This is a genomic window from Gimesia sp., from assembly GCF_048260065.1.
Taxonomy (GTDB): domain Bacteria; phylum Planctomycetota; class Planctomycetia; order Planctomycetales; family Planctomycetaceae; genus Gimesia.
Window position 1 is genome coordinate 104,821 of record NZ_JBLXHC010000003.1, and the last position, 21,223, is coordinate 126,043.

Sequence of the window (21,223 nt, forward strand, 5' to 3'; positions counted from 1 at the left end):
GATGAAGTTCCCTCATTTCTTTATCGATCGTCCCATTTTTGCCTCCGTACTCTCGATGGTGGTGCTACTGGTTGGAAGTCTGGCTTACTTCCTGTTACCGGTTGCGCAGTATCCCGAAGTGGCGCTCCCCACAGTGGTCGTCCGCGCCAGCTATCCGGGAGCGACGCCTGATACCATTTCTAAAACAGTCGCCACTCCCCTGGAACAGGAAATTAACGGCGTTGATAATATGGTTTACATGGATTCGCAGGCGACAACTGACGGCTCCATGACCCTGACAGTTTCATTTGCTCTGGGAACCGACGTCGACCAGGCCCAGGTACTCGTACAGAATCGTGTTGCCATTGCCGAGCCAAGTCTTCCTGCCGAAGTACGGCAGATCGGTGTCACCACGCGCAAAAGTTCGCCTGACCTGATGATGGTGATTCACCTCTACTCTCCCGACGATTCTCGGGATCAACTTTATATCAGTAATTATGCCTACCTGCAGATTCGTGATGTCCTGTCACGCCTGGATGGTGTGGGAGACATTCAGGTTTTTGGAGGCACACAATACAGCATGCGAGTCTGGCTGGATGTAGAACGTCTGGCAGCACTCGACCTGACTCCCGGCGATGCCGTACAGGCGATGCGACAGCAGAACATTCAGGTTGCAGCGGGCGTCATCGGACAACCTCCACTTCCTGATACCAAAGAAGCATTCCAGGTGAATGTGAACACTCTCGGACGGTTACAGACCGCTGACGAATTTGGCGAAATCATTCTCAAGACAGGCGAGGATGGCCGTCTCGTGCGGCTCAATGACGTCGCGAGAATTGAGCTGGGTGCCACCGACTATTCCGTACGCAGCTATCTGGGCGACAAAAACGCGGTCGCCCTCGCCATGTTTCAACGCCCCGGTTCCAACGCAGTCGCGACGGCGGAACGCATCATCAATAAAGTGGAAGAACTTGCACAACAGTTTCCCCCCGGACTGAAACACGAAGTCATCTACAACCCGACCGCCTTCGTGGAGGATTCGATCGACGAGGTCTTTTCCACGCTCTGGCAGGCGGGTCTGCTGGTAACGCTCACTGTTTTTGTCTTTCTGCAAAACTGGCGTTCCACCATTGTACCCACGATCGCCATCCCGATTTCTCTGGTCGGCACTTTTGCTGTCATGCAAGCTATCGGCTTCAGCCTGAATAACCTGTCACTGTTTGGACTGGTCCTCGCCATCGGTATCGTCGTGGATGATGCCATCGTGGTCGTAGAGAATGTCGAACGACTGATTGCGACCGGTTTGTCACCACGGGATGCGACCCGCAAGGCAATGGACGAAGTCGGTTCCGCTTTGATCGCTACCACGCTGGTTTTGATTGCGGTCTTCGTACCCACGGCTTTTATCGCTGGAATCAGTGGTCAGTTCTATCGACAGTTCGCGATCACAATTGCAGTTTCAACAGCAATTTCCACGTTTGTCTCTTTAACACTCACACCCGCGATGTGTGCTCTGTTATTACGCCCTCCGAAACAGGCTGCTGACAAAGCAGCTTCCGCCAGCCGCTACCGCTTGATTCGTGGTCTGGTCTATCTGCGAGAACTTCCTTTCTCCCTGTTTAATAAAGTTTTTGATTTCACCAGCGAACTTTATGCAGGCATCGTGGCACGCGTATTACGCTTGAGCTTCCTGATGCTGATTGTGTATGTCGGTCTGCTGGGCTTGACCTGGTTCGGTTTTACAAAAGTTCCCAGTGGTTTTATTCCGGCACAGGATCAGGGTTATCTGATTATTGCTATTCAATTACCTCCCGGTGCCAGCCTGAATCGAACTGATAAGGTTACACGACAGATTACAGATATGGCGCTGGAAGTACCTGGTGTTTCCAATGCGGTTTCGTTTGTCGGATTCTCGGGAGCTACTCGCGCCAACAGTTCCAACTCAGCCGCGATTTTCCCTGTACTCGAAGACGCCAAGCTCCGGGCAACGAAAGGACAATCGGTCGAAACCATTCTGGCAGAACTCCGCAAGCGGGTCAGTGTCATTGAAGACGCCAACGTATTCGTCATCCCTCCACCTCCTGTCCGCGGGATTGGAACCGGAGGCGGGTTCAAAATGCAGATTCAGGATAAGTCCGGCGCCGGTATGATTGCATTACAGGATGCCACGAATGCCGTGATCAACCAGGCCAGACAGGAACCCGGACTGGTCCAGGTTTTTTCAAACTTTACGATCGGGACACCTCAGTATTATGCTGATATTGACCGTACTAAAGTCCGGATGCTTGATGTTCCCATCAGTAATGTATTCGACGCCCTGCAGATTTACCTCGGTTCTTCTTATGTGAACGACTTCAACTTCCTGGGACGTACCTATCGCGTGACGGCACAGGCAGACTATCACTATCGTGATGAACGCGAAGACATTGCCCGGTTGCGCACCCGCAGCAGCACCGGTGCGATAGTTCCACTCGGGTCGATGGTCACACTTCGTGAAACGACGGCCCCCGACCGCATCGTCCGCTACAATCTTTACCCGGCAGCTGACATCAATGGAGATACCAAGACCGGTTTTAGTTCCGGGCAATCCATCGCCGCCATGGAACGCATTGCCCGGGAAACATTACCGCCGGGATTTGGCTTCGAATGGACCGATATCGCGTACCAGCAGAAAGCTGCGGGAAATACCATCGTTTATATCTTCCCGTTATGTGTGCTGTTTGTATTTCTGGCGCTGGCCGCTCAGTACGAAAGCTGGATCCTGCCACTTGCGGTGATCCTCATCGTGCCCCTCTGTCTGCTGTGCGCCATCTTTGGGATCTGGCTGCGAGAGATGGACAATAACATCCTGGTGCAGATTGGCTTTATCGTGTTGATTGGTCTCGCCTGTAAGAATGCGATTTTGATCGTCGAATTTGCCAAAGCGGAAGAGGATGCAGGCAAAAGTCCGTTTCAGGCAGCCGTCGATGCCTGTCGGCTGCGTTTACGGCCGATTCTGATGACCGCCTTTTCCTTTATTCTGGGTGTGATTCCACTCGTGATTGCCACTGGCGCCGGTTCGGAAATGCGACAGGCACTGGGAACGGCAGTCTTCAGCGGCATGCTGGGAGTCACTCTCTTTGGGCTCTTTCTGACCCCTGTGTTTTACGTCGTGCTCCGAAAAATGGTCGCCCGTCGAAATCAGGCCAGACCGGAACAGGAAAGCCTCGATGTAGTTTCTCAGCCTGTACTTGAGAACCAGTCATAAAAGAAAACCTCGGCATCGATGAAGTTTCAATGCCGAGGTTTTTGCGTTTTGCATATCGCTTTTGATCAGGCGACAGTCACTTCCAGAGTGATGTCAGCGTTGAAGAGTTTAGAAACGGGACAGCCGGCTTTCGCCATGCCGGCCAGTTCTTCCACCTTCGCAGCATCGGCACCGGGAACACTGGCTTTCAGGGTCAGGTGAACGGCATTAATCGCAAAACCGCCTTCAACCTGATTCAACGAAACTTGAGCTGACGTTTCCAGCTTATCGGCTGTGAAACCGGCGTCACCCAGAATCTTCGAGAGGGCCATTGAGAAGCAGCCCGCATGCGCTGCTCCCAGCAGCTCTTCAGGATTCGTTCCCTGCTCACCTTCGAAGCGGCTGGAAAAACCATAAGGGAGTTCGCTTAATGCCCCGCTCTCGGTAGAGACGGTCCCTTTGCCATCCTTAAGTCCCCCCTGCCAGACTGCAGAACCTGTTCTTTTAATTGTCATGATCAACTCCTTTATTTTAAATTGAGACTATTAACAACACAGTCTGTTCAGCTTAATCGATTCACCACGGAATGTCACCCATCACCTGATGAGCACATTCGCTCTCTGAATTGAATGGTCAAAATCAACGAGAGGAAGATTCCCACCATTGCCAGTCCCCCGACTGAATGATTACAATCTATCATTCTAAAGAACTTACTAATATCTGATTATCAGAATCAGGCTGAGAGCGAGGGGTATTTATTCATGAATCACTACAAATCATATTCTTATCTATTTGTATTATTTTGTATTTTTAACCTGATTCTCTGCACTGGCGCTCCTGCGGAATCCCGGGTTCCATTAAAACCGGACACTCCGTATCGCGCGAAAAAAAGTGATCCTGTCACTCATGACGTCGAGTTCTCGGTCATTGTGACTCCCCCCTATCATTGCAAAGTGCTCAAAGTCTGGGTTCCGGTTCCTCAATCTGATGCAGCGCAGGAAATTGAAGGCAGTCAATTCACTACATTTCCAGCTCAGGTGAAGCCGCAGCTCTCCAGTGAACCGATCTATGGAAACCGTTTCGCTTATTTTGAATTTCACGATCCTCACGGCGCCCAGATCATCACTCATCGCTTTCAGGCAAAGGTCAGTAATCTGAACTGGGAACTCCAACCGGAAGCCGTCGAACCGGTTTCCAACTGGCCCGATCAGTTTGCTCCTTACCTGAAGCCTCAAACCATCCAGGACCAGCAACAGTTTCAGCAGGTACTGAAGCAGATCGGAAAAGCAACCGAAAACAAAAATCCGGGACTGATGCAGGCAATGAACTGGATCGATCAGAATCTGACCTACGATCACATCAACGCGTCGTTACAGGCAGATGCTAACCATGCCCTGAGTCAACGACGCGGCCACTGCAGTGATTACCATGGTTTATGTGCGACGTTGGGACGAGCCATGGGCTATCCGACACGCGTCACCTATGGGCTGGGCCTTTACCCCAAGAACTCCCCCTCGCATTGTAAAATGGAAGCATTCCTGCCCCCGTACGGCTGGGTCAGTTTTGATATTTCGGAAACACAGAAACTGGTCAAGTCGATTCAGTCTTCGAGCGATTTAGCACCACAGCAAAAACAGAATCTCACTACCGCCGCTCGTCAACGACTCCGTTCCGGATTTCGCGAGAACAGCTGGCTCCTGCTGACAAAAGGCACCGACTACGAGCTTGCGCCTCCCGCCTCAAAACCTGTGCGCATCGTTCGCACTGCCTATGTCGAAGCAGACGGCGTCTCGCTGCCTGAACCCGATCCCGCCAACATCAATCAGCGCGAATTCTCCTGGATGACTGCTCACCGTTATACAGCTGATAAAGCCTTTAAGAAACCATTCAAAGATCTCTCAACACTCAACAGTGATTAACTGATCTGGAATCACTGACATCAGCAATTTCGGATCAACGGTCATTTCAGTGATCGGAAGGGTATCAGCTTCCACAAACGTTTGTCGCGCAGAAACAGACTGAGCCAGACCAGTACGCCAAGTCCCGCCTGAACGACAAAGGGGTCGCCGACCCGCCAATGGATGCAGATGGCCCCTCCCAGATACCCGGTCAATAAAATCGCTCCCAGTACCGACGTCCAGGGAATCAGGTACAGCAGCAGACACGTCAGTTCCAGAATTGCCAGCGGAAAGACGATCGAATCAGGCAGTCCCAGATGGGCCATGCCTTCAGCGAGTTCCGGTCCACCTTTGAGTTTCATCACACCACTCATTCCAAACAGGAATGCCATGGCGGCAGCGATCATACGACCAATCCACAGCAGTGCGGTGTGGGGGCGTTGATCTGGTGTGGAAACAGCGTCGTTCATATTCAGTTCCTTGTTTTGATTCCGAAAGAGAACCGTTACAGCATCAGTATTTTTTCATTATTTCTAACAGCATCAAATCAGTTTAAGATCGAGATGAATCCTCACTCTGCTGCTGCAGGATCCATATAGAATACTTCCCAGATATGACCATCCGGATCCTGGAAGCCATGTCCATACATAAAGCCATGGTCCTGAGGCTCATTATAAGTACTTCCCCCCGCAGCGACAGCTTTCTTTACCATTTCGTCAACCTGCTCTCGATTCTCACAGGATAGCGCCACCAGGACTTCTGTACTTTTTGTAGCATCACAGATCTCCTTGGGAGTAAACATCTGAAACTTGGGATAAGTCAGCAGCATGGCATAAATTTCCTCGCTGATCACCACACTCGCTGCCGTCTCGTCTGTCCATTTTTCGTTAATCGAATACCCGAGCGCCTTATAGAATGTCATCGACTTTTCGAGGTCTTTGACCGGCAGGTTTATGAATACTTTTTTCGACATCTCAACTCCAGAATCCAATGTGAGTACTAATTATTTTCTCGTTCGCTGAAATACAAATCTCGGGAACCTCAAAATTATCCAGTCGAGTTTAATCGTTCTGCGGCTTCCCGGATACGATCTTCCTGTGCCTGCAATTCCGGAGTAAATTCTTCGCCAAAATCTTCTGGCCCAAAGATGGGACGAATTTCTATATCTGACTCCTCAGACATCGGATTGGGGCAACGCTTCACCCACTCGATCGCTTCTTCCATGGATTCCACCTGCCAGATCCAGAACCCGGCGATCAACTCTTTGGTCTCTGCAAACGGGCCATCGATCACAGTACGGCTGGTACCGGAAAATCGAACGCGGGCACCGCGCGAACTGGGGTGCAGGCCATCTCCGGCCAGCATGATCCCGGCTTTCACCAGTTCCTCATTGAAGTTTCCCATGTCTGTCAGTAACTGTTCGCTCGGCATTTCCCCGGCTTCTGAACTGGGAGTCGCTTTGACGATTACCATGACTTTCATTTGCTTATCCTTATCTAATGACTTCTGTACTGCTGTAAAATCCCGCCTGCTGCCAATTGTCGAACAGGCATTGCTGGACTCGACAATGCGGCTTATTTTTTGACGGGAATTTCCGGTAACTCAAAAACGGGGCGAATTTCCACAGTCCCTTTTTTTGCCGGTGGAATTCGACTGGCAATCGCAATCGCTTCGTCCAGATGATCAACGTCGATAATATAGTATCCCCCCAGTTGTTCGGTGGTCTCTGCAAAGGGACCATCGGTGACGATCCGGCGATCCTCCCGAACCCGCACACTGGTGGCCGTCGAAACAGGATGCAAAGGGGAAGCGGCAAGAAACTGTCCCTTCTCATTCAGCTCATGGCAAATCTGCGTTGATTTTTCCATGCAGGTTGACCGCTCCTCTTCTGTCCAGTTTCCTTCCTCACTATAAATAAGCAGCATATATTTCATCGGTTTCACCTTTAATGCTTTATTTAAAAATCAGTAAACCAAGTCAAATTGAATCGTGTATTATGATTTTGATTCAGGGAGATTATCGAGTTCGACTATCGGACGCACCTCAACCGTACCGACTCTCGCTCCGGGAATGCGACGTGCGACCGCAATTGCAGCCTCAATATTATCCACATCCACTAAAAAATAGCCTCCCAGATGTTCCGTCGTTTCTGCAAAGGGACCATCGGTAATGAATGCTTCGCCTTCGCGAACGCGCACACTGACAGAAGTCGTCACCGGCTGAAGAGGGGCAGCGGAACAATACTCGCCTTCTGCGTCCAGTTCGTAACACAATGCAATAGACTCTTTCATCGCCTGCTTGCGTGCCTCTGCTTCCCAGGCATCCGCTTCTGCATAAACCAGTAACATAAATTTCATAACCAGACTGCTCCCGTTAAGTTTTCCGACGGTAGTGGGAAGTCACAATCTGCTGCCAGTTCCCCTCATCGGTCAGGATTTCACTATTGAGGATCCAATGTGAATCATCGACCAGTTGAATGATGTCCTTATAAAACGTCATGCCTTCTCCGTGAAAATTCGGCCCCTCAGTCTCCAGGATCAGCTTCTTACCTTCCGAAACCACGCCCTTCCTGTAGTACCAGAGATGCGTCATCATGGACCCGACGAACGTTCCCGTGTAACAACTCTTTTTCGAATCGTAGCCTAAAGTCATCAACGTCGACCAGTGTCCCCCCTCGGGTTCCTCTCCACTCCCTTCCAGCAGATACCACATTCCTTCCATCGAGCGACATGTAGTTTCGCCCGTTGATTTATGAATTGGCTCGTCAGGTCCCATCTGACATTCCGCATCCATTATCCAGTCTCCCAGCAATGGTTCCAGCCAGCTGTGTTCCGCTTGGGGTTTCTCAAACATTGACTTTTCCTTTTTTATCAGAAAGAGAATTCTACTGTATCCAGTTTTACTGTAGCGTCTCCAGGGCCATTGGGGCCGAGCATATTAGATTGAGCGATGCTATGGTAAAATGTGTTGCGCTCAAGAACACTGTTTCAGTGACTCATGAATTCTTGACGGCGGCATCACGAGCTTTGATCAGAGCGTTGATTTCGTCGTTTACCGGTCGAATTTCAAATGGACCGAAACGAACTCCTGGATGCTTCGACATCAGCGCGATCGCATGATTCAAATCCCGGGCTTCCAGGAACAGTAAGCCACCAATCTGTTCTTTCGTTTCCGCAAAGGGTCCATCGGTCACATCAACCTGCCCCCCCTTCATCCGCAGAGTTACCGCAGCTTCCGCACGCTGTAATGCTTCGCCTCCCACAAAATGTCCGCCACGTCGCAATTCATCATCGTAGACGAAACATTCTTCCATGAAGCCTGCCATTTCCGCTTCGGTTTTTCCTTCCATTGTTGCATCATCGTAGTAGCCTAGACAGACAAATTTCATCTTTCGCTCCTCAAAATGTATATGATCTGGTTTTGATATAAGTTGAATTACTCACCAGCTGCTGCCCGCTGCAGGCGTGCGATATCCAGTTTGGTCATCTGCATCAATTCCTGCATCACGCGTCCGGGGACTGCCGGATCGGGATCTGACATCAACACAGGCAGTATACTCGGCACAATCTGCCAGGAAAGTCCGAATTGATCTTTCAACCAGCCACACTGTCCCGGCTCTCCATCTGCAGATAATTTTTCCCAGAGCTCATCAATTTCGTCCTGGGTTTCACAGTTCACTGCAAATGAGATCGCTTCATTAAATTGAAACATGGGGCCGCCATTCAACGCCAGAAATTCCTGGCCTTCCAGTTCAAAAGCGGCGATCATCACCGATCCCTCTGGAGCGGGGGCTCCTGCACCATACCGGTTCACTTTCAGTTTCTTCGAGTTTTGAAATACCGACAGATAAAAATCCATCGCCTGCTCGGCATTATCATCAAACCAGAGAAACGGAGTAATTTTATTTCTCTTCGACATGTTCTTGATCTCTTTAGACTTGAGTATTGGAACAGCAAGAAGCAGACAGAAAAGTGAATCAGCACTGGCCAAACATCGCCTGCATGCCTTCCTGAATTTCTTCCATACTCAGATCACGCACATGTGTCGCAATGGCCCAGCAATGTCCGAATGGATCTACCACTTGCCCGTAACGATCACCCCAGAACATATCGGTCACCGGCATTTTCAATGTGGCTCCCGCAGCAACCGCTTGCTCAACCAACGCGTCTACGTCTTCCACCTGCAGATGCAGTGTCACGGGGGAACCGCTCAATTCTTTGGGCCCTTGAATGCCACAATCACTGTTTGCATCCACCAGCATCACTTGTGAGTCACCAATTTTAATACAGCCATGCATCAGTCTTCCATTGGGACCGGGCAGTCTCATCTGTTCGACGGCACCAAAAGCCTTTTCATAAAAGGCGATCGCATCAGCCGCTCCGTCACAGACCAGATGCGGTGTGACCGTGTGCATGCCTTCGGGAACGGGTTTGATATCTGTGTTCTGCTTTGCTGAATTCATGAGTTCGCTCCACTGAGAAATTGAAGAGTAAGAAACGGTATCTGCTTCTGCTGACAACCAGATACCTTATTTACTCTGTAGTCGAACCTGACCCGGCAGAATCGACACCAAGTCAGAAATATTTTTCATTTTGCGGAACACAAACTTGCCCGCTGAAAAGAGCCCCCACATAAGCCTTGTAACAGAAGATACTTACGCAAGAACATTCTTAGCGAGATTGAGCCTGAATCTGTGCCAGTTCCTGCAGACGTTTTTCCAGAAATCGAGATTCTGCGGTCTGATTCGTCAGGGAGAGCGCTTTCTCATAGGCAGATCGTGCATCCTCAATCTGCCCCAGTCGTCTGCAGAGATCGGCTCGTGCTGCATAGATCAGATGGTACTCCTTGAGGTCCCCGCGAGTCAGAATCGCATCAATGAGCTGCAACCCGGCTTCTGCTCCGTCACGCATGGCAATCGCCACAGCACGATTCAATTCAATGATCGGCGTCGGGTTGGCCTGCAGCAGCAGATTGTACCAGGATATGATTCGGGACCAGTCCGTGTCTGCACCGCGTTGGGCTCCCGCATGGACCGCAGCGATCGCCGCCTGAATCGTAAAACTGCCCACTTCCCCAGATGCAATCGCCTGCTCCACCAGTTCTGTGCCCTCTCTGATCTTCTCCTGATCCCATAACGCACGATCCTGATCCTCCAGTAGAATCAGGTCACCGTCTGCGGTCGAACGGGCTTCACGACGCGATTCGTGAATCAGCATCAAGGCCAGCAGGCCTTTCACTTCCGGATCATCCAGCAGATCCAGCAACAGGCGTCCCAGACGTATTGCTTCTTCCGATAAATCTTTCCGCGTCAATGAATCGCCTGATGAAGCGGAATACCCTTCATTGAACACCAGGTACACGACCGTCAATACCGCATCCAGCCGCTCAGGCAGATCTGCCCGATCGGGAACGACATAGGGAATGCCTGCATCACGAATCTTTGACTTTCCCCGCACAATTCGCTGTGCCATGGTGGAAGGCGAAGTCAGAAACGCGCTTGCGATTTCTTCCGTAGACAAGCCACACACTTCGCGTAAAGTCAGTGGAATCTGTACCTGGGGTGCAATCGCCGGGTGACAGCAGGTAAAAATCAACCTCAGGCGGTCATCCTCGACCTCGCTGTCCGACCTGTCGGCATTCAGTCCGGCGATGCCTTCCAGTCTCTGTGACACTTCAAGTTGTGCCTCATCAAAGCGAACACGCCGACGAATATGATCAATGGCTTTGAAACGCCCCGTTGAAACCAGCCACGACCGGGGATTCGCGGGGATTCCATCACGGTGCCACTGTTCTACTGCTGCAGCAAAGGCTTCATGCATCGCCTCCTCAGCCAGATCGAAATCACCAATCAATCGGATTAACGTCGCGAAAACACGACGCGATTCGGTTCGGTAAACTTCGTCTACTTTCTCTCGAATTTCTGCAGAGGAAATCTCACTCATCTGACTTCTTCTTTGTTATCTCAGACAGCAACAGCGTCCTTGAAAATTTAATAGAAACGGCGAGTCAGTAAAGACGGACCGGAACTATTTTTCCTTGATGATCTTACTCAAGATCGGATGATTATCCCGAATATGATAGGATAATGCCTTGCGAGCCGACCGCCAGTCTTTCATGATCAAAGCGGTCAGAATGTCGCGATGCTGCCTGACCGTTTCGATAGCGGTTTCCCGATCCTGATCTTCCCAGTCAAACAGGATATCATAGTACCTGCCCTGTCGCTGAAAAAAGTCCTTGATGTAATAATTGCCCGCTTTTTCGATCAGATATTCATGTAAAGAATTATCGATCTGGACGGCTTCTTTCTCAGACTTTGGAATAATATTGCCGTCCAGAATCTTCTGCAGATCTGCTTCTTTGAGATGAGGTTTCGCCAGCTCCAGCGCTTTCAGCTCCAGCAGTTCCCGGACTTCGAGAAAGGCCTGCATGTCTTCCTGGCGGAACGGCCGGAGTCGCCAGCCACGCCGTGGAATATGATCCAGAATGCCGGTCCCTGCCAGGCGATTTAAGATAATCCGTAGCGAAGAACGACTGATCTTGTATCGCCGCGCCGTCACTTCTTCACGGATATCGATCGGCTCTCCCTTCAGACTGAGCTTCACAAAATCGTTTGTGATCACTTCAAACATGTCTGCCGGCGGCTCAGGCAACTCGGAAGTCTGCCCCTGCTTGAGAGGCTTGATCTGCTCCTCATTGCGAACCAGTCTGCGGTTCGCCCCTTTCTGTAACAGACCTTCCTCGACCAGCTCTGCCAATGCGATTCGCACCGGTGAGAAACTGACCTGGTAATGTTCCGCCAGTGATTCGAGGGTCAACTGGGCCGGCAGTTCCTGACCGCTCCGCAAGCGAATTTCCAGGTCATTCTTGATGTAATTCTTAAGAGACATGACGCGATTCTGAGACCAACCGTCTTTAGCTGTGAAGTGTTTAAGACAAGGCGGAACCTGTAATACTGGAACGAAAGAATACGGGCTCTCCTTCCGATCCAGTTTACAAATCATGCATTCGGTATGAAAGTCTACATCTTCATAAAAGCATAAATGCCAGTCTCAGAATACTGATCTCAGGTTCTCTTGTTTATACGCCCAGCTCTTCCCAGGGACCGGTTATCGCAAAGGTCACGCCTGGATGCTGAATATTGACAAACAGCCATTCCCCATCCGGGCTGAAGCAGGCCCCCGCCCATTCACCATCACTGAAATCTCCCGCCAGTGAGCCGTGCTGACCTGGCTTCAACTGTATGTTATTGACGGCGACCGTCTTCAATTCCCCTTTACGCGACAGGGCATGCAGACGCAGAGGTTTCAGGTCAGCATCTTCACACAGGATCAGTCCGCCTCGGGGACTGACTGTTAAATTGTCGGGACTGTCGAGGATCTCATGACTCGGCGATTGAAACACGAGTTCCAATGTGTGATCTTTGGGTGAGTAGGACCAGACCTGTCCCAGCCCCGCATCACCACCGTTGGTGCAGTTAAAGTACACAACTCCATCGCCAAACCAGCAGCCTTCCAGGCGACCGAACGTGGTTGCCCCTTTTTCTTTTCCTTGTGAATAAACGCCGAGCCCGTCTTCTTTTCCCGGGGTATTCCGACGCAGTGGATCTACAATATTAACCCACTCTGCTTCATAACGAATGCCGCGTCGGGCACCGGTCCGCAGATCGTCTTTGCCTTTGATCTTAATCATCTGCAGTCGGCCCCCTTTGGACAGAACTTCCGGTTCGTTCGGCAGGAAACGATAAAAGCCGGCAGTATCTCGGTCTTCAGTTTCGTAGATTGTTCCGTCAGCGGGATCAATGGCCAGCGCTTCGTGAACGAAACGCCCCAAAGCCATCAATGGTTCCACAGAGGCCTTCCCTTCTGCGGGAACTTCAAAGACCCAGCCATGATGCTTTTCATGCTCGTACTGGACATCCCGGAAACTCTCTTTCGGGCCAATCACCGTTTCCTCACAAGAGAGCCAGGTTCCCCAGGGAGTCGGTCCGCCGGCACAGTTCTGCACGGTTCCCGCCAGACTCGTCCAGCTCCTCAACCACTTGCCGGATTTGACATTGAACTGCAGATTGGCACAACCACCGCCTGCTTTGGGATCGAAGGTTAATTCAGCGGGTCCAAAACTTTTCGAACCTTTAATCTCGTGATTACGGCAAATCGTCACCACATCGCCGGTCTGGGAAATCACACCCATCCCGTCATGGCCTTCTGGCGTAATCACACCATCAGACATCACGTCCCCCACCCAACCGTAAGACTGGTACCGAAACCCTTCGGGCAGTTTTAATAAAGGCAATCCGGTGGTTTCATCTCGAACCGGGCTGAGACCGGAATCACTTTTCTCGATCCCCTTGGCTTCGACGGCAGACAGGAAACGGGAAAAGACAGTACCTGCTGCCGGAGCAGCAATCGCTGATTTAAGAAATAGACGCCGCGATGAGGATGTGCGCACGAGTCCCTCTGTGAAACTGAAAAGCAGGACATTGTGTCAGATTGTGGTTCCAACCAGAGAACCCGGGGATGAACTGGCACTTTTGCAAAATAATACAAGCAATTGTTAAGTTTTAATGAACAAACAATGAAGATCTCTGAATCCGTTCTTCTTATTCACATAACCAGAACTTCTTGAACAGATGCAGAGCTTCTTTGGGGGTCCCCTTTTCAGTAACTCAAATGCCCAGTAAGGCGTAATTTCTGCTGAAAACATTCAACTTGACCCGCTTCTGGCTTCCAGCATACTTCCCCTGTTTAATGCGTCGCGCGCGTTGGCCGTTTTTTCACAAAGGGAGAATGTATTCATGTCTGCTGTTTCTTCACCAATCAGGTCCCTGAAAATAAGGCCTTTTCGAAAAAGCGGCTCACCTCAGTCAGCATCCATTCACTCAATTTCTGTCGAATTCGTACCATTTTGCACCCTTTCTGGACCACTTTTACGCCAGATACGCGCCAGGTTACGCCAACCTGAGGACAATTTCGCACCTGCCTGATACAACCGGCCTGAAACTCAGCAATGAAATTCCAGTCTTTTTTCTGCAGGGAGAGGCTCAGCTGTCTGTTGAGCAGCACATCCGCTCCCCACGTATTTTCAGCCTGGGGAAATTCACGTCATTTTACCAGTTGCGCAGCAGCTGACGGAGATGAAAAACCGGAAGTACTATCAGAGCATCAAGCCAACTCTATCAGGGAGTAGCTAACTGAAATGCGGGCCTGTCTAGGGGCCTTTCGATGAAGGAAACGAGAACCCGGACTGGCGGACTCGTGAAGGTTGCTGCTGAGGTTGATCCCCGGCGTCCTTCAGCCCCGAACTTCCTTTCATGGCACCACTCACACCCAGTACTTCGGGATGGCGGGCAATCTTGTCGCTGAAAATGCGAATATCCCGGGCGATTGGCTCCAGATTATTCAGTAACACGGTCAGAGAACTGGCAGAACGGTTCATATTCCGATAGAGCTCCGGATCTGAGATGAATTTTTTCAGCGACCCATCTCCCTCGTTTAACGCACGTGAGAAGGAATTCAGTTCAGCCAGAATCGCGTCCAGTCGGGTCAGACTGCGATCCATTTTCACCACCATCGACTGACTGTGTTTGGCCAGCGGGTCGGTTACCTGGGAAAGATTATCCAGATTCTGCCCGGCCTTCTGCACTGCAATTTCGACAGAAGCAATCGTGCGTTGCGTACTTTCAATCATTGCCGGCATGGCTGCCATGGAACGTTTCAGGTTCTCCTGCTGCACGGGGTCAGCCACCAGCTGATTCACACTGGTCATCATCTGGTTCATCTTACGCATCGCCAGCGAAAATTCTTCCAGGGAAGTCGCAGCCCGTTCGATGACGACATCCAGATTGCCCTCTTTGGTCTCCATCAGGCGATTCATATTATTCGCTACCTTTTCCCATTCCTGGCTGGTCGCAGAAAAGGCATCGAGAGTTTTGGTCACCTGCTGTTCCATCCGATACACCATCTCCATCGGATCACTGGACTCCCGCCCGACCAGCCGATCCCCGGGGTTCAGGAAATCAGGACTGACACCAGGTTCAACCACGATTTTCGAGTCCCCCATGATGGAACTGACGATCTGCGGTCTGGCATCTTTGCGCAAGTGCTGTGATTCATTAATCGTTACCAGCAGCATGACTCCCGGCTTACTGTCGCTGGTGATTATCTTATCGACTTCACCAATCCGGATTCCATGCCGTACAACCGGGGTCCCCCGATGCACGCCGGAGATGGATTCGAACCGCATGGCAATCGTGTATTTTTTCTTCCACAGAGTTTCCAGCTGTCCGAACTGAAAAATCATCCCGGCTCCGGTGATCATTGCAGAAATCACAAACAGGCCTACGCGAAATTGAATCTGGCGGTCCGTCATTATTAACCTCTATTTCGATCTCGTCCTTGAGATCAATGTCTCTAGTCTGAATTTAAAACTACTTTTCCAGCTCGAAAGGGGACCGATCAACCGGCCTCAGCCATTTCCCGAATCCGATCACCCGCTTCACCATACACAAACTGGTGCACCCGTGGCGACTCAGACTGAAATGCTTCCTCTGCCGTCCCTTCAAAGACAATCTGTTCTTCGGTCGCGTTCAAGCGTGCCAGTGGATACAGCATGATAATCCGATCCGCAACTTTTTTAACGGTGCTCATATCGTGTGTCACCACGATACTCGTCACCGGGCGACTGGCACGCGTCTGCAGTATCAGTTCGTTAATCACATCTGTCATCACCGGGTCGAGCCCCGTCGTGGGTTCATCATACAGCATGACTTCCGGTGTCATTGCCAGTGCCCGTGCCAGTCCAACCCGTTTCTTCATACCGCCGGACAGTTGAGCCGGTTTTTTCTGGCTGATATTTTCTGACAAGCCGACTTCTCTTAACCGTTCGACGACGATCTGATCAATCTCTTCTTTTTTCAGGCGGGTATTCTGCTTCAATCCGAAGGCCACATTTTCGTAAACGGAAAGACTGTCAAATAATGCAGCCCCCTGAAACAGATAGCCGATACGCAAACGGTCACGATGCAGTTCACGAGGACTGCGATCCGCGATCGAGCGTCCATTCCACAGAACATCGCCTTCGGTAGGCTGCAGCAGGTTCATGATCATTTTCATGGTCACGCTCTTGCCACATCCACTCTCGCCGATCACGACCAGCGTTTCGCCCCGACGCACGCCGAATGAAACATCGCGCAACACCTGATGTGTCCCGAACTGGCGGGAAACATTCCGCAGTTCAATCACATAACCATCGCTGGCGACTCGTTCACTCATAATCAACTTTTCTCTGTTCGTAGTCGAATTGTTACGTTAGCGGATCACACCCGGATAAACGGTCTGCATGAAGTGATAGAAATTCACGATCGTCACCCCCAGCAGGAAGTCCAGAATCATGATCACAATGAAGGAGTACACAAAAGCTTCCGTCGCTGCCTTACCTACTCCCTCTGCACCGGCACCACAGTGGAAGCCTCGATGACAGGAAATCAGCGAAATCGCTGCTCCAAAAAAGAAACTTTTGAAAATGCCCCCCAGGACATCGTAGGCAAAAACAAACTGCTCGGAATAATGCCAGTAATAAAACGAATCCACGCCCAGGATCTGAGTACTGAAAAACCAGCCCCCCAAAATTCCGACCGCGTCGGCCACAATCGTTAAGAGCGGAATCAGCAGACAGCAGGACAGAAAGCGAGGCACCACGAGATAATGAATCGGGTCAGCCCCCAGTGCGCGCAACGCGTCGATCTGCTCGGTAACCCGCATTGTTCCCAGTTCCGCTGACATCGAAGTCCCCACGCGCCCCGCCAGCATGATCGCCGCAAGCACCGGCCCCAGTTCTTCTACGAGCGAAATGGCGATTACGGCACCAATCTGATTTTCCAGATGCATTAATTTAAACTGATCATACGACTGGACTGCCAGCACCATGCCGATGAATCCCCCGGTGATCAGAATCACGGGAATGCTCTGGATCCCGATATGGTACATGCACGACCAGAGATTGCTTCGGGGAGGCAGACGGGTAATGATCCAGCCCAGCATCTCCCAGCCAAACAGAAACAGATCACCCAGCAGACAGACCGTATTAATCACTCCACGTCCCAGACCATGGATCAGGGTGTCTCGAGGGACTGAAGGAGAAGCCGAAGACATTAATTCTTTCCAGTTCAGACTTTAGACTGTGTCCAGTTTTCCTGTAGCGTCTCCAGGTCCATTTGGACCGAGTATATTAGATTGATAGACGCTATGGTTAAATGTGATGCGTTCTAGCATTCACTTGCAACAAAATTCCGCGAGCCGGAGGTTACTGGATTTTGGGATTTGAATCGAGACCATTTCTTCATTGCCGGCTCAATTCACAAACGGAGCGATTTTCTGGTGGAAGGACACATTTTTGGAGTTGAGTCTTTCCGTCTGACCTTTTCTCCTGATAAAATGCATCAAGATCAGTTGAATTGATAAATTGGGGTGTATCTCCAAGCCACATATTGATTTAATGCACGTCAGTCTCACGAGATGCCGGTCGAACCGGTCCCTCTGACGAGGATGTGCTGCCCACTTTGACACCAAATCCGATGAACAACAGAGAAAGTAAGGATAGGTAAAATGAGATTTTTTTCTGTCGCGCTGATTTCCGTTATCTCGCTCACCCAGGTTGCAGACCTGTCAGCCGAGGATAAAAAAACCAACCCCGCCACTGAGCAGGCTAAAGCCAAAATCATCGCCGCGGGTGGTTCCGTCCTGGAACTGGCGCAAAATGATGACCGACTCGAAATCGCCTTTCATCTGTCAGACCAGAAGATTACTGATGAGACCCTGAAAACTCTCGCGGGGCTTTCCAATGTCGCCTCACTCAATCTGCGAGGTACCGAAGTGACTTCCGCCGGTCTGGCACAGCTGCAGCATCTGAAAGACCTGACACATCTGCATCTGGAAAAAACAAAAATCAATGACGCGGGTCTCAAGCATCTGCAGCAGCTCCCCAACCTGGAATATCTGAACCTGTATGGCACGGATATCACCGACGCGGGACTTTCCCAGTTGAGTTCACTGAAAAAACTCAAACGACTTTATGTCTGGCAGACGAAAGTCACACGTCCTGCCGGCCTGGCACTGCAGGAACAGATTACCGGCCTGGAAGTCATCGGTATGCCGGAAGAACCCAAACCGGTGGCTGCTGAAAAACCAGAACTTCCCAAACCGGTAGAAAAGAAACCTGAAGAAAAGAAACCCGCTGAGAAAAAGCCAGCCGAGAAAAAACCGGAACCCAAAAAAGAAAAGAAAGAAGAGCCCAAACCGGCTGAAAAGAAAGCGGAGAAAAAGTCCGCTGAAAAACCAGCAGAAAAAAAAGAAACTCCCAAACAACCTGAGAAAAAAGAAAAATAAGCAATCTGAATTACCAGACAGAAAAACGCAGGACTTTGACAGTTCTGCGTTTTTTTGGCTTCACACTTTGAGAAGTACACATACGTTACGAGCAACATGCTCACTTCTTCTTTTATTTTTCCTTTTTGAATGAGTTCCAATGAAACAAGCAGCACAAAATCCTGATCTTCCCTGGCCACTCAATCAGAACACGGAATTGATCGGTCTGATCTCCAGCATCTCGGGAGAGCATAAAAAAACTGTCACATCGAAGCTGCTTCAGGAAGAAAAATGCCTGGGATGGAATGTGAGAACAGAGCTTAAGAAAAGTCAATTAACTCCTCATACCTGGAGTGAGGGACTCATTCAGTTCTATGCAACAACGAATGCATTTCTTTATGAAACTTCCGTCTGGAATCGCAGACCACTCAAGCAGGAAATCAGGAACTGGATCTGTGATTACCTGAAATCCAGCTTTCCCCAGCCACTGAAAATACTTGCCTTTGGGGATGGACTGGGATTCGACAGCCTGCAATGGTCGAGTACGAATCATGATGTTACTTACTTCGAAGTTTCAGCGGACTGCATTTCTTACGCACAGCAAGTCTTCCAGAACAATTCAGCTGAAATCAATATGATCCAGTCGCTGGCAGAACTCGAACCGGATTCTTTCGATGTGATTATCTGCCTGGATGTGCTCGAACATGTCCCTGAACCGAGTGAAATCCTCGCTGATTTCACAAAGTGGCTCAAAGTTGATGGCCTGTTAATTGCGAACTCTCCTTTTTTCCTGGTACACCCTAATTATTCAACCCATCTGAAATCCAACCAGAAATTCAGTGGTTGTTTGAAGCTGTATACTCAACTCGGATTCCAACCTGTCTGCAGCCGTCTGTTCTGGGATCCCATTGTGCTGAAAAATACCAGAGACACTTCAATTAAGCCGAAAATCCCCTGGGGTGTCAGACTGGGAGGCAGGCTTCTCGCCAGCGGGCGAGGCAACGCTGGAAAAATCCACTCTTATATAGCACGACTAAAGTCTCGGGGTGAATCACACTGGGTCGATGATTTGAATCAACTGCTGGCACTGGAAGAAGCAGGTTCGCTGGAATAGTTGCCTGCATGAAATCAACCAGTCGTTGAGACGAGTTCAGACAATTGATGAATTCTGCTGTCTAATCTGTTTCTCGTTGTGAACAGTGACCTGGTAAGGCTCATAGTGCACAATCTGAATCTGAAACGGCGCGGTCGCATTATAGACGACGCCTCGCCAGCGAATGCGTTCTGTTCTTCTGGCTGCTAACAAAGCCGCACAATACACGAGTAATGTCGGTATCAGGAAAAATACAGCGACAATCGGCAGGCGATCCACTTTCGTTCCCCGTTGCGCGATCAATTGTCTGATCTGCAAATCCAGACGGAATACCGCATAACCTACAGACCCGCTGGCAAAAGCAACGACGCCGAGAATGATCCCCACCCAGAGCAGATTACCCTCATACACAAACATCACCAGTTGCGCAATCAGGATCATCTCAGCGACTGCTGACAGCAAACCGAGGGCACTAATAAACAACCAGCGGGAATGATAAAACCGGGCATTCATTAACTGCCGGGTCATGAATTGAAAACAGGATTTCAGAGACGTCGATTCTTCATTGACCATCGTAACAGCCGGAACAAACTCCACCTGCTGATCAAGTTGCGCCGCCAGCGTGTTCAAACACGTATCTTCCCACATCATCTTCGACCAGGACTCTGCCAGCCGGGGGCTGCGAAAAATACGACCGCTGATCGCGACAGAACCTCCCCAGACAATCTCTACCGCCAGCATCTGAATTACGGCTGCGGAATTCCAGATATACCGCACCAGGGTTCCCACATTCGCTTCGCGAGGCGCGTACCATCTGATCCCGGAAGCAACGCCAACCTGCTCGTCCTGCAGAGGCTGTACCAGATCCCGCAGCCAGGTCCGGTGAGGAACTACATCGGCATCCAGCCAGGCGACCACTTCGATATCATCCGAGAGATCTGATAAGCCCTGGAGCAATGACTGATTTTTCAACCCGCAGTCCTCTCTGCGTGAATTGAGCACACTGACCTGACAATGAGGATGACTGTGTGATTCCAGATACTGATTCACAAACTCAAAAACAGGATCTTCCGCATGGTCCACAATGATTTTCACTGAATATGCCGGATACTCCTGATTGAGCAGCCCTTCCAGGCAATTGATTAAAAACGGGTCATTCCCCCTCAATGGGAGAAGCACGACGGCGGGAGGCTGATATGAATTCGCTTCGGTACTGGCTTGATTCTGCTCATAAAACCGGAGACAACTCCGTCCCCAGTAAAGATACATGACACCAAAGTACACGAGAATCAGGAGGCATGGGATTGCCAGAAATTGCATTCAATTGGCCCTTGAAAGTTTAACTGCCAGCACAATTACGGAACGAATCGGATTCGTCAGGAGAGAGGCTCTACTCAGCCAGGAATTGCGCTATTACTGACAGGACAGAGGGCGGGACCCGTGTTCACTCAGCATCCTACATCGCCCTGTAAGACATTGCAATCAGCAACTGGCGGAACGGTGGTCAGGATACTGAAACCCGTTTTCTCAGGCGGCAAAACCGGATCTTTATCGGGAACGCTCTCCTGCCAGATCATGTCTGCCTGCCCTGAACTGCCGTCAGGACACCGATTTCCTGCAAACCAGTTTGCGCAAAATTTTTAATCCGATCAACAGCTTGATCACA

General features: G+C 50.4%; 21 protein-coding genes. 4 read left to right on the forward strand and 17 right to left on the reverse strand.

The features are described 5' to 3' along the window. Position 1 precedes the first annotated feature (1 nt). Entirely contained in the window at positions 2-3,226 is a 3,225-nt protein-coding gene (locus tag ACN0YN_RS06580) for an efflux RND transporter permease subunit (protein ID WP_417384205.1), read from the forward strand. Between the two features lie 65 nt (positions 3,227-3,291). Here the strand turns inward: ACN0YN_RS06580 and ACN0YN_RS06585 are convergent, their stop codons facing one another. Then, entirely contained in the window at positions 3,292-3,720 is a 429-nt protein-coding gene (locus ACN0YN_RS06585) for an OsmC family protein (RefSeq protein WP_417384206.1), read from the reverse strand. 246 nt (positions 3,721-3,966) lie between these two features. Here ACN0YN_RS06585 and ACN0YN_RS06590 point away from each other — a divergent pair, with 246 nt between their 5' ends. Then, the gene (locus ACN0YN_RS06590) at positions 3,967-5,124 is read left to right on the forward strand and encodes a transglutaminase-like domain-containing protein (RefSeq protein WP_417384207.1); all 1,158 of its coding nucleotides are present in this window, start codon (positions 3,967-3,969) and stop codon (positions 5,122-5,124) included. Between the two features lie 41 nt (positions 5,125-5,165). On the opposite strand, the gene ACN0YN_RS06595 is transcribed toward ACN0YN_RS06590, so the two are convergent. From ACN0YN_RS06595 to ACN0YN_RS06665, 15 genes are all read right to left on the reverse strand, one after another. Further along, positions 5,166-5,573 (reverse strand): DoxX family protein, encoded by a 408-nt coding sequence (locus ACN0YN_RS06595; RefSeq protein ID WP_417384208.1) that lies wholly within the window; start codon positions 5,571-5,573, stop codon positions 5,166-5,168. 101 nt (positions 5,574-5,674) lie between these two features. Further along, the gene (locus tag ACN0YN_RS06600) at positions 5,675-6,076 is read right to left on the reverse strand and encodes a VOC family protein (protein ID WP_417384209.1); all 402 of its coding nucleotides are present in this window, start codon (positions 6,074-6,076) and stop codon (positions 5,675-5,677) included. Between the two features lie 74 nt (positions 6,077-6,150). Next, entirely contained in the window at positions 6,151-6,585 is a 435-nt protein-coding gene (locus ACN0YN_RS06605) for a YciI family protein (protein WP_417384210.1), read from the reverse strand. 92 nt (positions 6,586-6,677) lie between these two features. Then, positions 6,678-7,037 carry a YciI family protein gene (locus ACN0YN_RS06610; protein ID WP_417384211.1) on the reverse strand — a complete coding sequence of 120 codons (360 nt, stop codon included), beginning with the start codon at positions 7,035-7,037 and terminating at the stop codon, positions 6,678-6,680. A 60-nt stretch (positions 7,038-7,097) separates the two neighbouring features. Beyond that, the gene (locus tag ACN0YN_RS06615) at positions 7,098-7,460 is read right to left on the reverse strand and encodes a YciI family protein (protein WP_417384212.1); all 363 of its coding nucleotides are present in this window, start codon (positions 7,458-7,460) and stop codon (positions 7,098-7,100) included. Positions 7,461-7,476: 16 nt separating this feature from the next. Then, positions 7,477-7,956: a DUF1579 domain-containing protein gene (locus ACN0YN_RS06620; protein WP_417384213.1), complete on the reverse strand. Its 480-nt coding sequence runs from the start codon at positions 7,954-7,956 to the stop codon at positions 7,477-7,479. A gap of 142 nt (positions 7,957-8,098) precedes the next feature. Next, the gene (locus ACN0YN_RS06625; protein ID WP_417384214.1) at positions 8,099-8,491 is read right to left on the reverse strand and encodes a YciI family protein; all 393 of its coding nucleotides are present in this window, start codon (positions 8,489-8,491) and stop codon (positions 8,099-8,101) included. Between the two features lie 47 nt (positions 8,492-8,538). After that, the gene (locus ACN0YN_RS06630; protein WP_417384215.1) at positions 8,539-9,021 is read right to left on the reverse strand and encodes a VOC family protein; all 483 of its coding nucleotides are present in this window, start codon (positions 9,019-9,021) and stop codon (positions 8,539-8,541) included. A 58-nt stretch (positions 9,022-9,079) separates the two neighbouring features. Beyond that, positions 9,080-9,565: a VOC family protein gene (locus ACN0YN_RS06635; protein ID WP_417384216.1), complete on the reverse strand. Its 486-nt coding sequence runs from the start codon at positions 9,563-9,565 to the stop codon at positions 9,080-9,082. Between the two features lie 208 nt (positions 9,566-9,773). Then, entirely contained in the window at positions 9,774-11,045 is a 1,272-nt protein-coding gene (locus tag ACN0YN_RS06640; RefSeq protein ID WP_417384217.1) for an RNA polymerase sigma factor, read from the reverse strand. A gap of 84 nt (positions 11,046-11,129) precedes the next feature. Beyond that, positions 11,130-11,990, reverse strand: a complete 861-nt coding sequence (locus ACN0YN_RS06645; RefSeq protein WP_417384218.1) for an FCD domain-containing protein — start codon at positions 11,988-11,990, stop codon at positions 11,130-11,132. 190 nt (positions 11,991-12,180) lie between these two features. Continuing rightward, the gene (locus ACN0YN_RS06650) at positions 12,181-13,551 is read right to left on the reverse strand and encodes an alkaline phosphatase PhoX (RefSeq protein ID WP_417384219.1); all 1,371 of its coding nucleotides are present in this window, start codon (positions 13,549-13,551) and stop codon (positions 12,181-12,183) included. Between the two features lie 759 nt (positions 13,552-14,310). Then, entirely contained in the window at positions 14,311-15,471 is a 1,161-nt protein-coding gene (locus tag ACN0YN_RS06655; protein WP_417384220.1) for an MlaD family protein, read from the reverse strand. 86 nt (positions 15,472-15,557) lie between these two features. Beyond that, on the reverse strand, positions 15,558-16,373 hold the full coding sequence (locus tag ACN0YN_RS06660; protein ID WP_417384221.1) for an ABC transporter ATP-binding protein: 816 nt from the start codon (positions 16,371-16,373) through the stop codon (positions 15,558-15,560). 36 nt (positions 16,374-16,409) lie between these two features. Beyond that, positions 16,410-17,252: an MlaE family ABC transporter permease gene (locus ACN0YN_RS06665; RefSeq protein WP_417384222.1), complete on the reverse strand. Its 843-nt coding sequence runs from the start codon at positions 17,250-17,252 to the stop codon at positions 16,410-16,412. 453 nt (positions 17,253-17,705) lie between these two features. Here ACN0YN_RS06665 and ACN0YN_RS06670 point away from each other — a divergent pair, with 453 nt between their 5' ends. Then, the gene (locus ACN0YN_RS06670; protein ID WP_417384223.1) at positions 17,706-18,485 is read left to right on the forward strand and encodes a hypothetical protein; all 780 of its coding nucleotides are present in this window, start codon (positions 17,706-17,708) and stop codon (positions 18,483-18,485) included. Between the two features lie 139 nt (positions 18,486-18,624). After that, positions 18,625-19,578, forward strand: a complete 954-nt coding sequence (locus tag ACN0YN_RS06675) for a class I SAM-dependent methyltransferase (RefSeq protein ID WP_417384224.1) — start codon at positions 18,625-18,627, stop codon at positions 19,576-19,578. A 36-nt stretch (positions 19,579-19,614) separates the two neighbouring features. Here the strand turns inward: ACN0YN_RS06675 and ACN0YN_RS06680 are convergent, their stop codons facing one another. Continuing rightward, entirely contained in the window at positions 19,615-20,877 is a 1,263-nt protein-coding gene (locus ACN0YN_RS06680) for a glycosyltransferase (RefSeq protein WP_417384225.1), read from the reverse strand. Positions 20,878-21,223 lie beyond the last annotated feature (346 nt).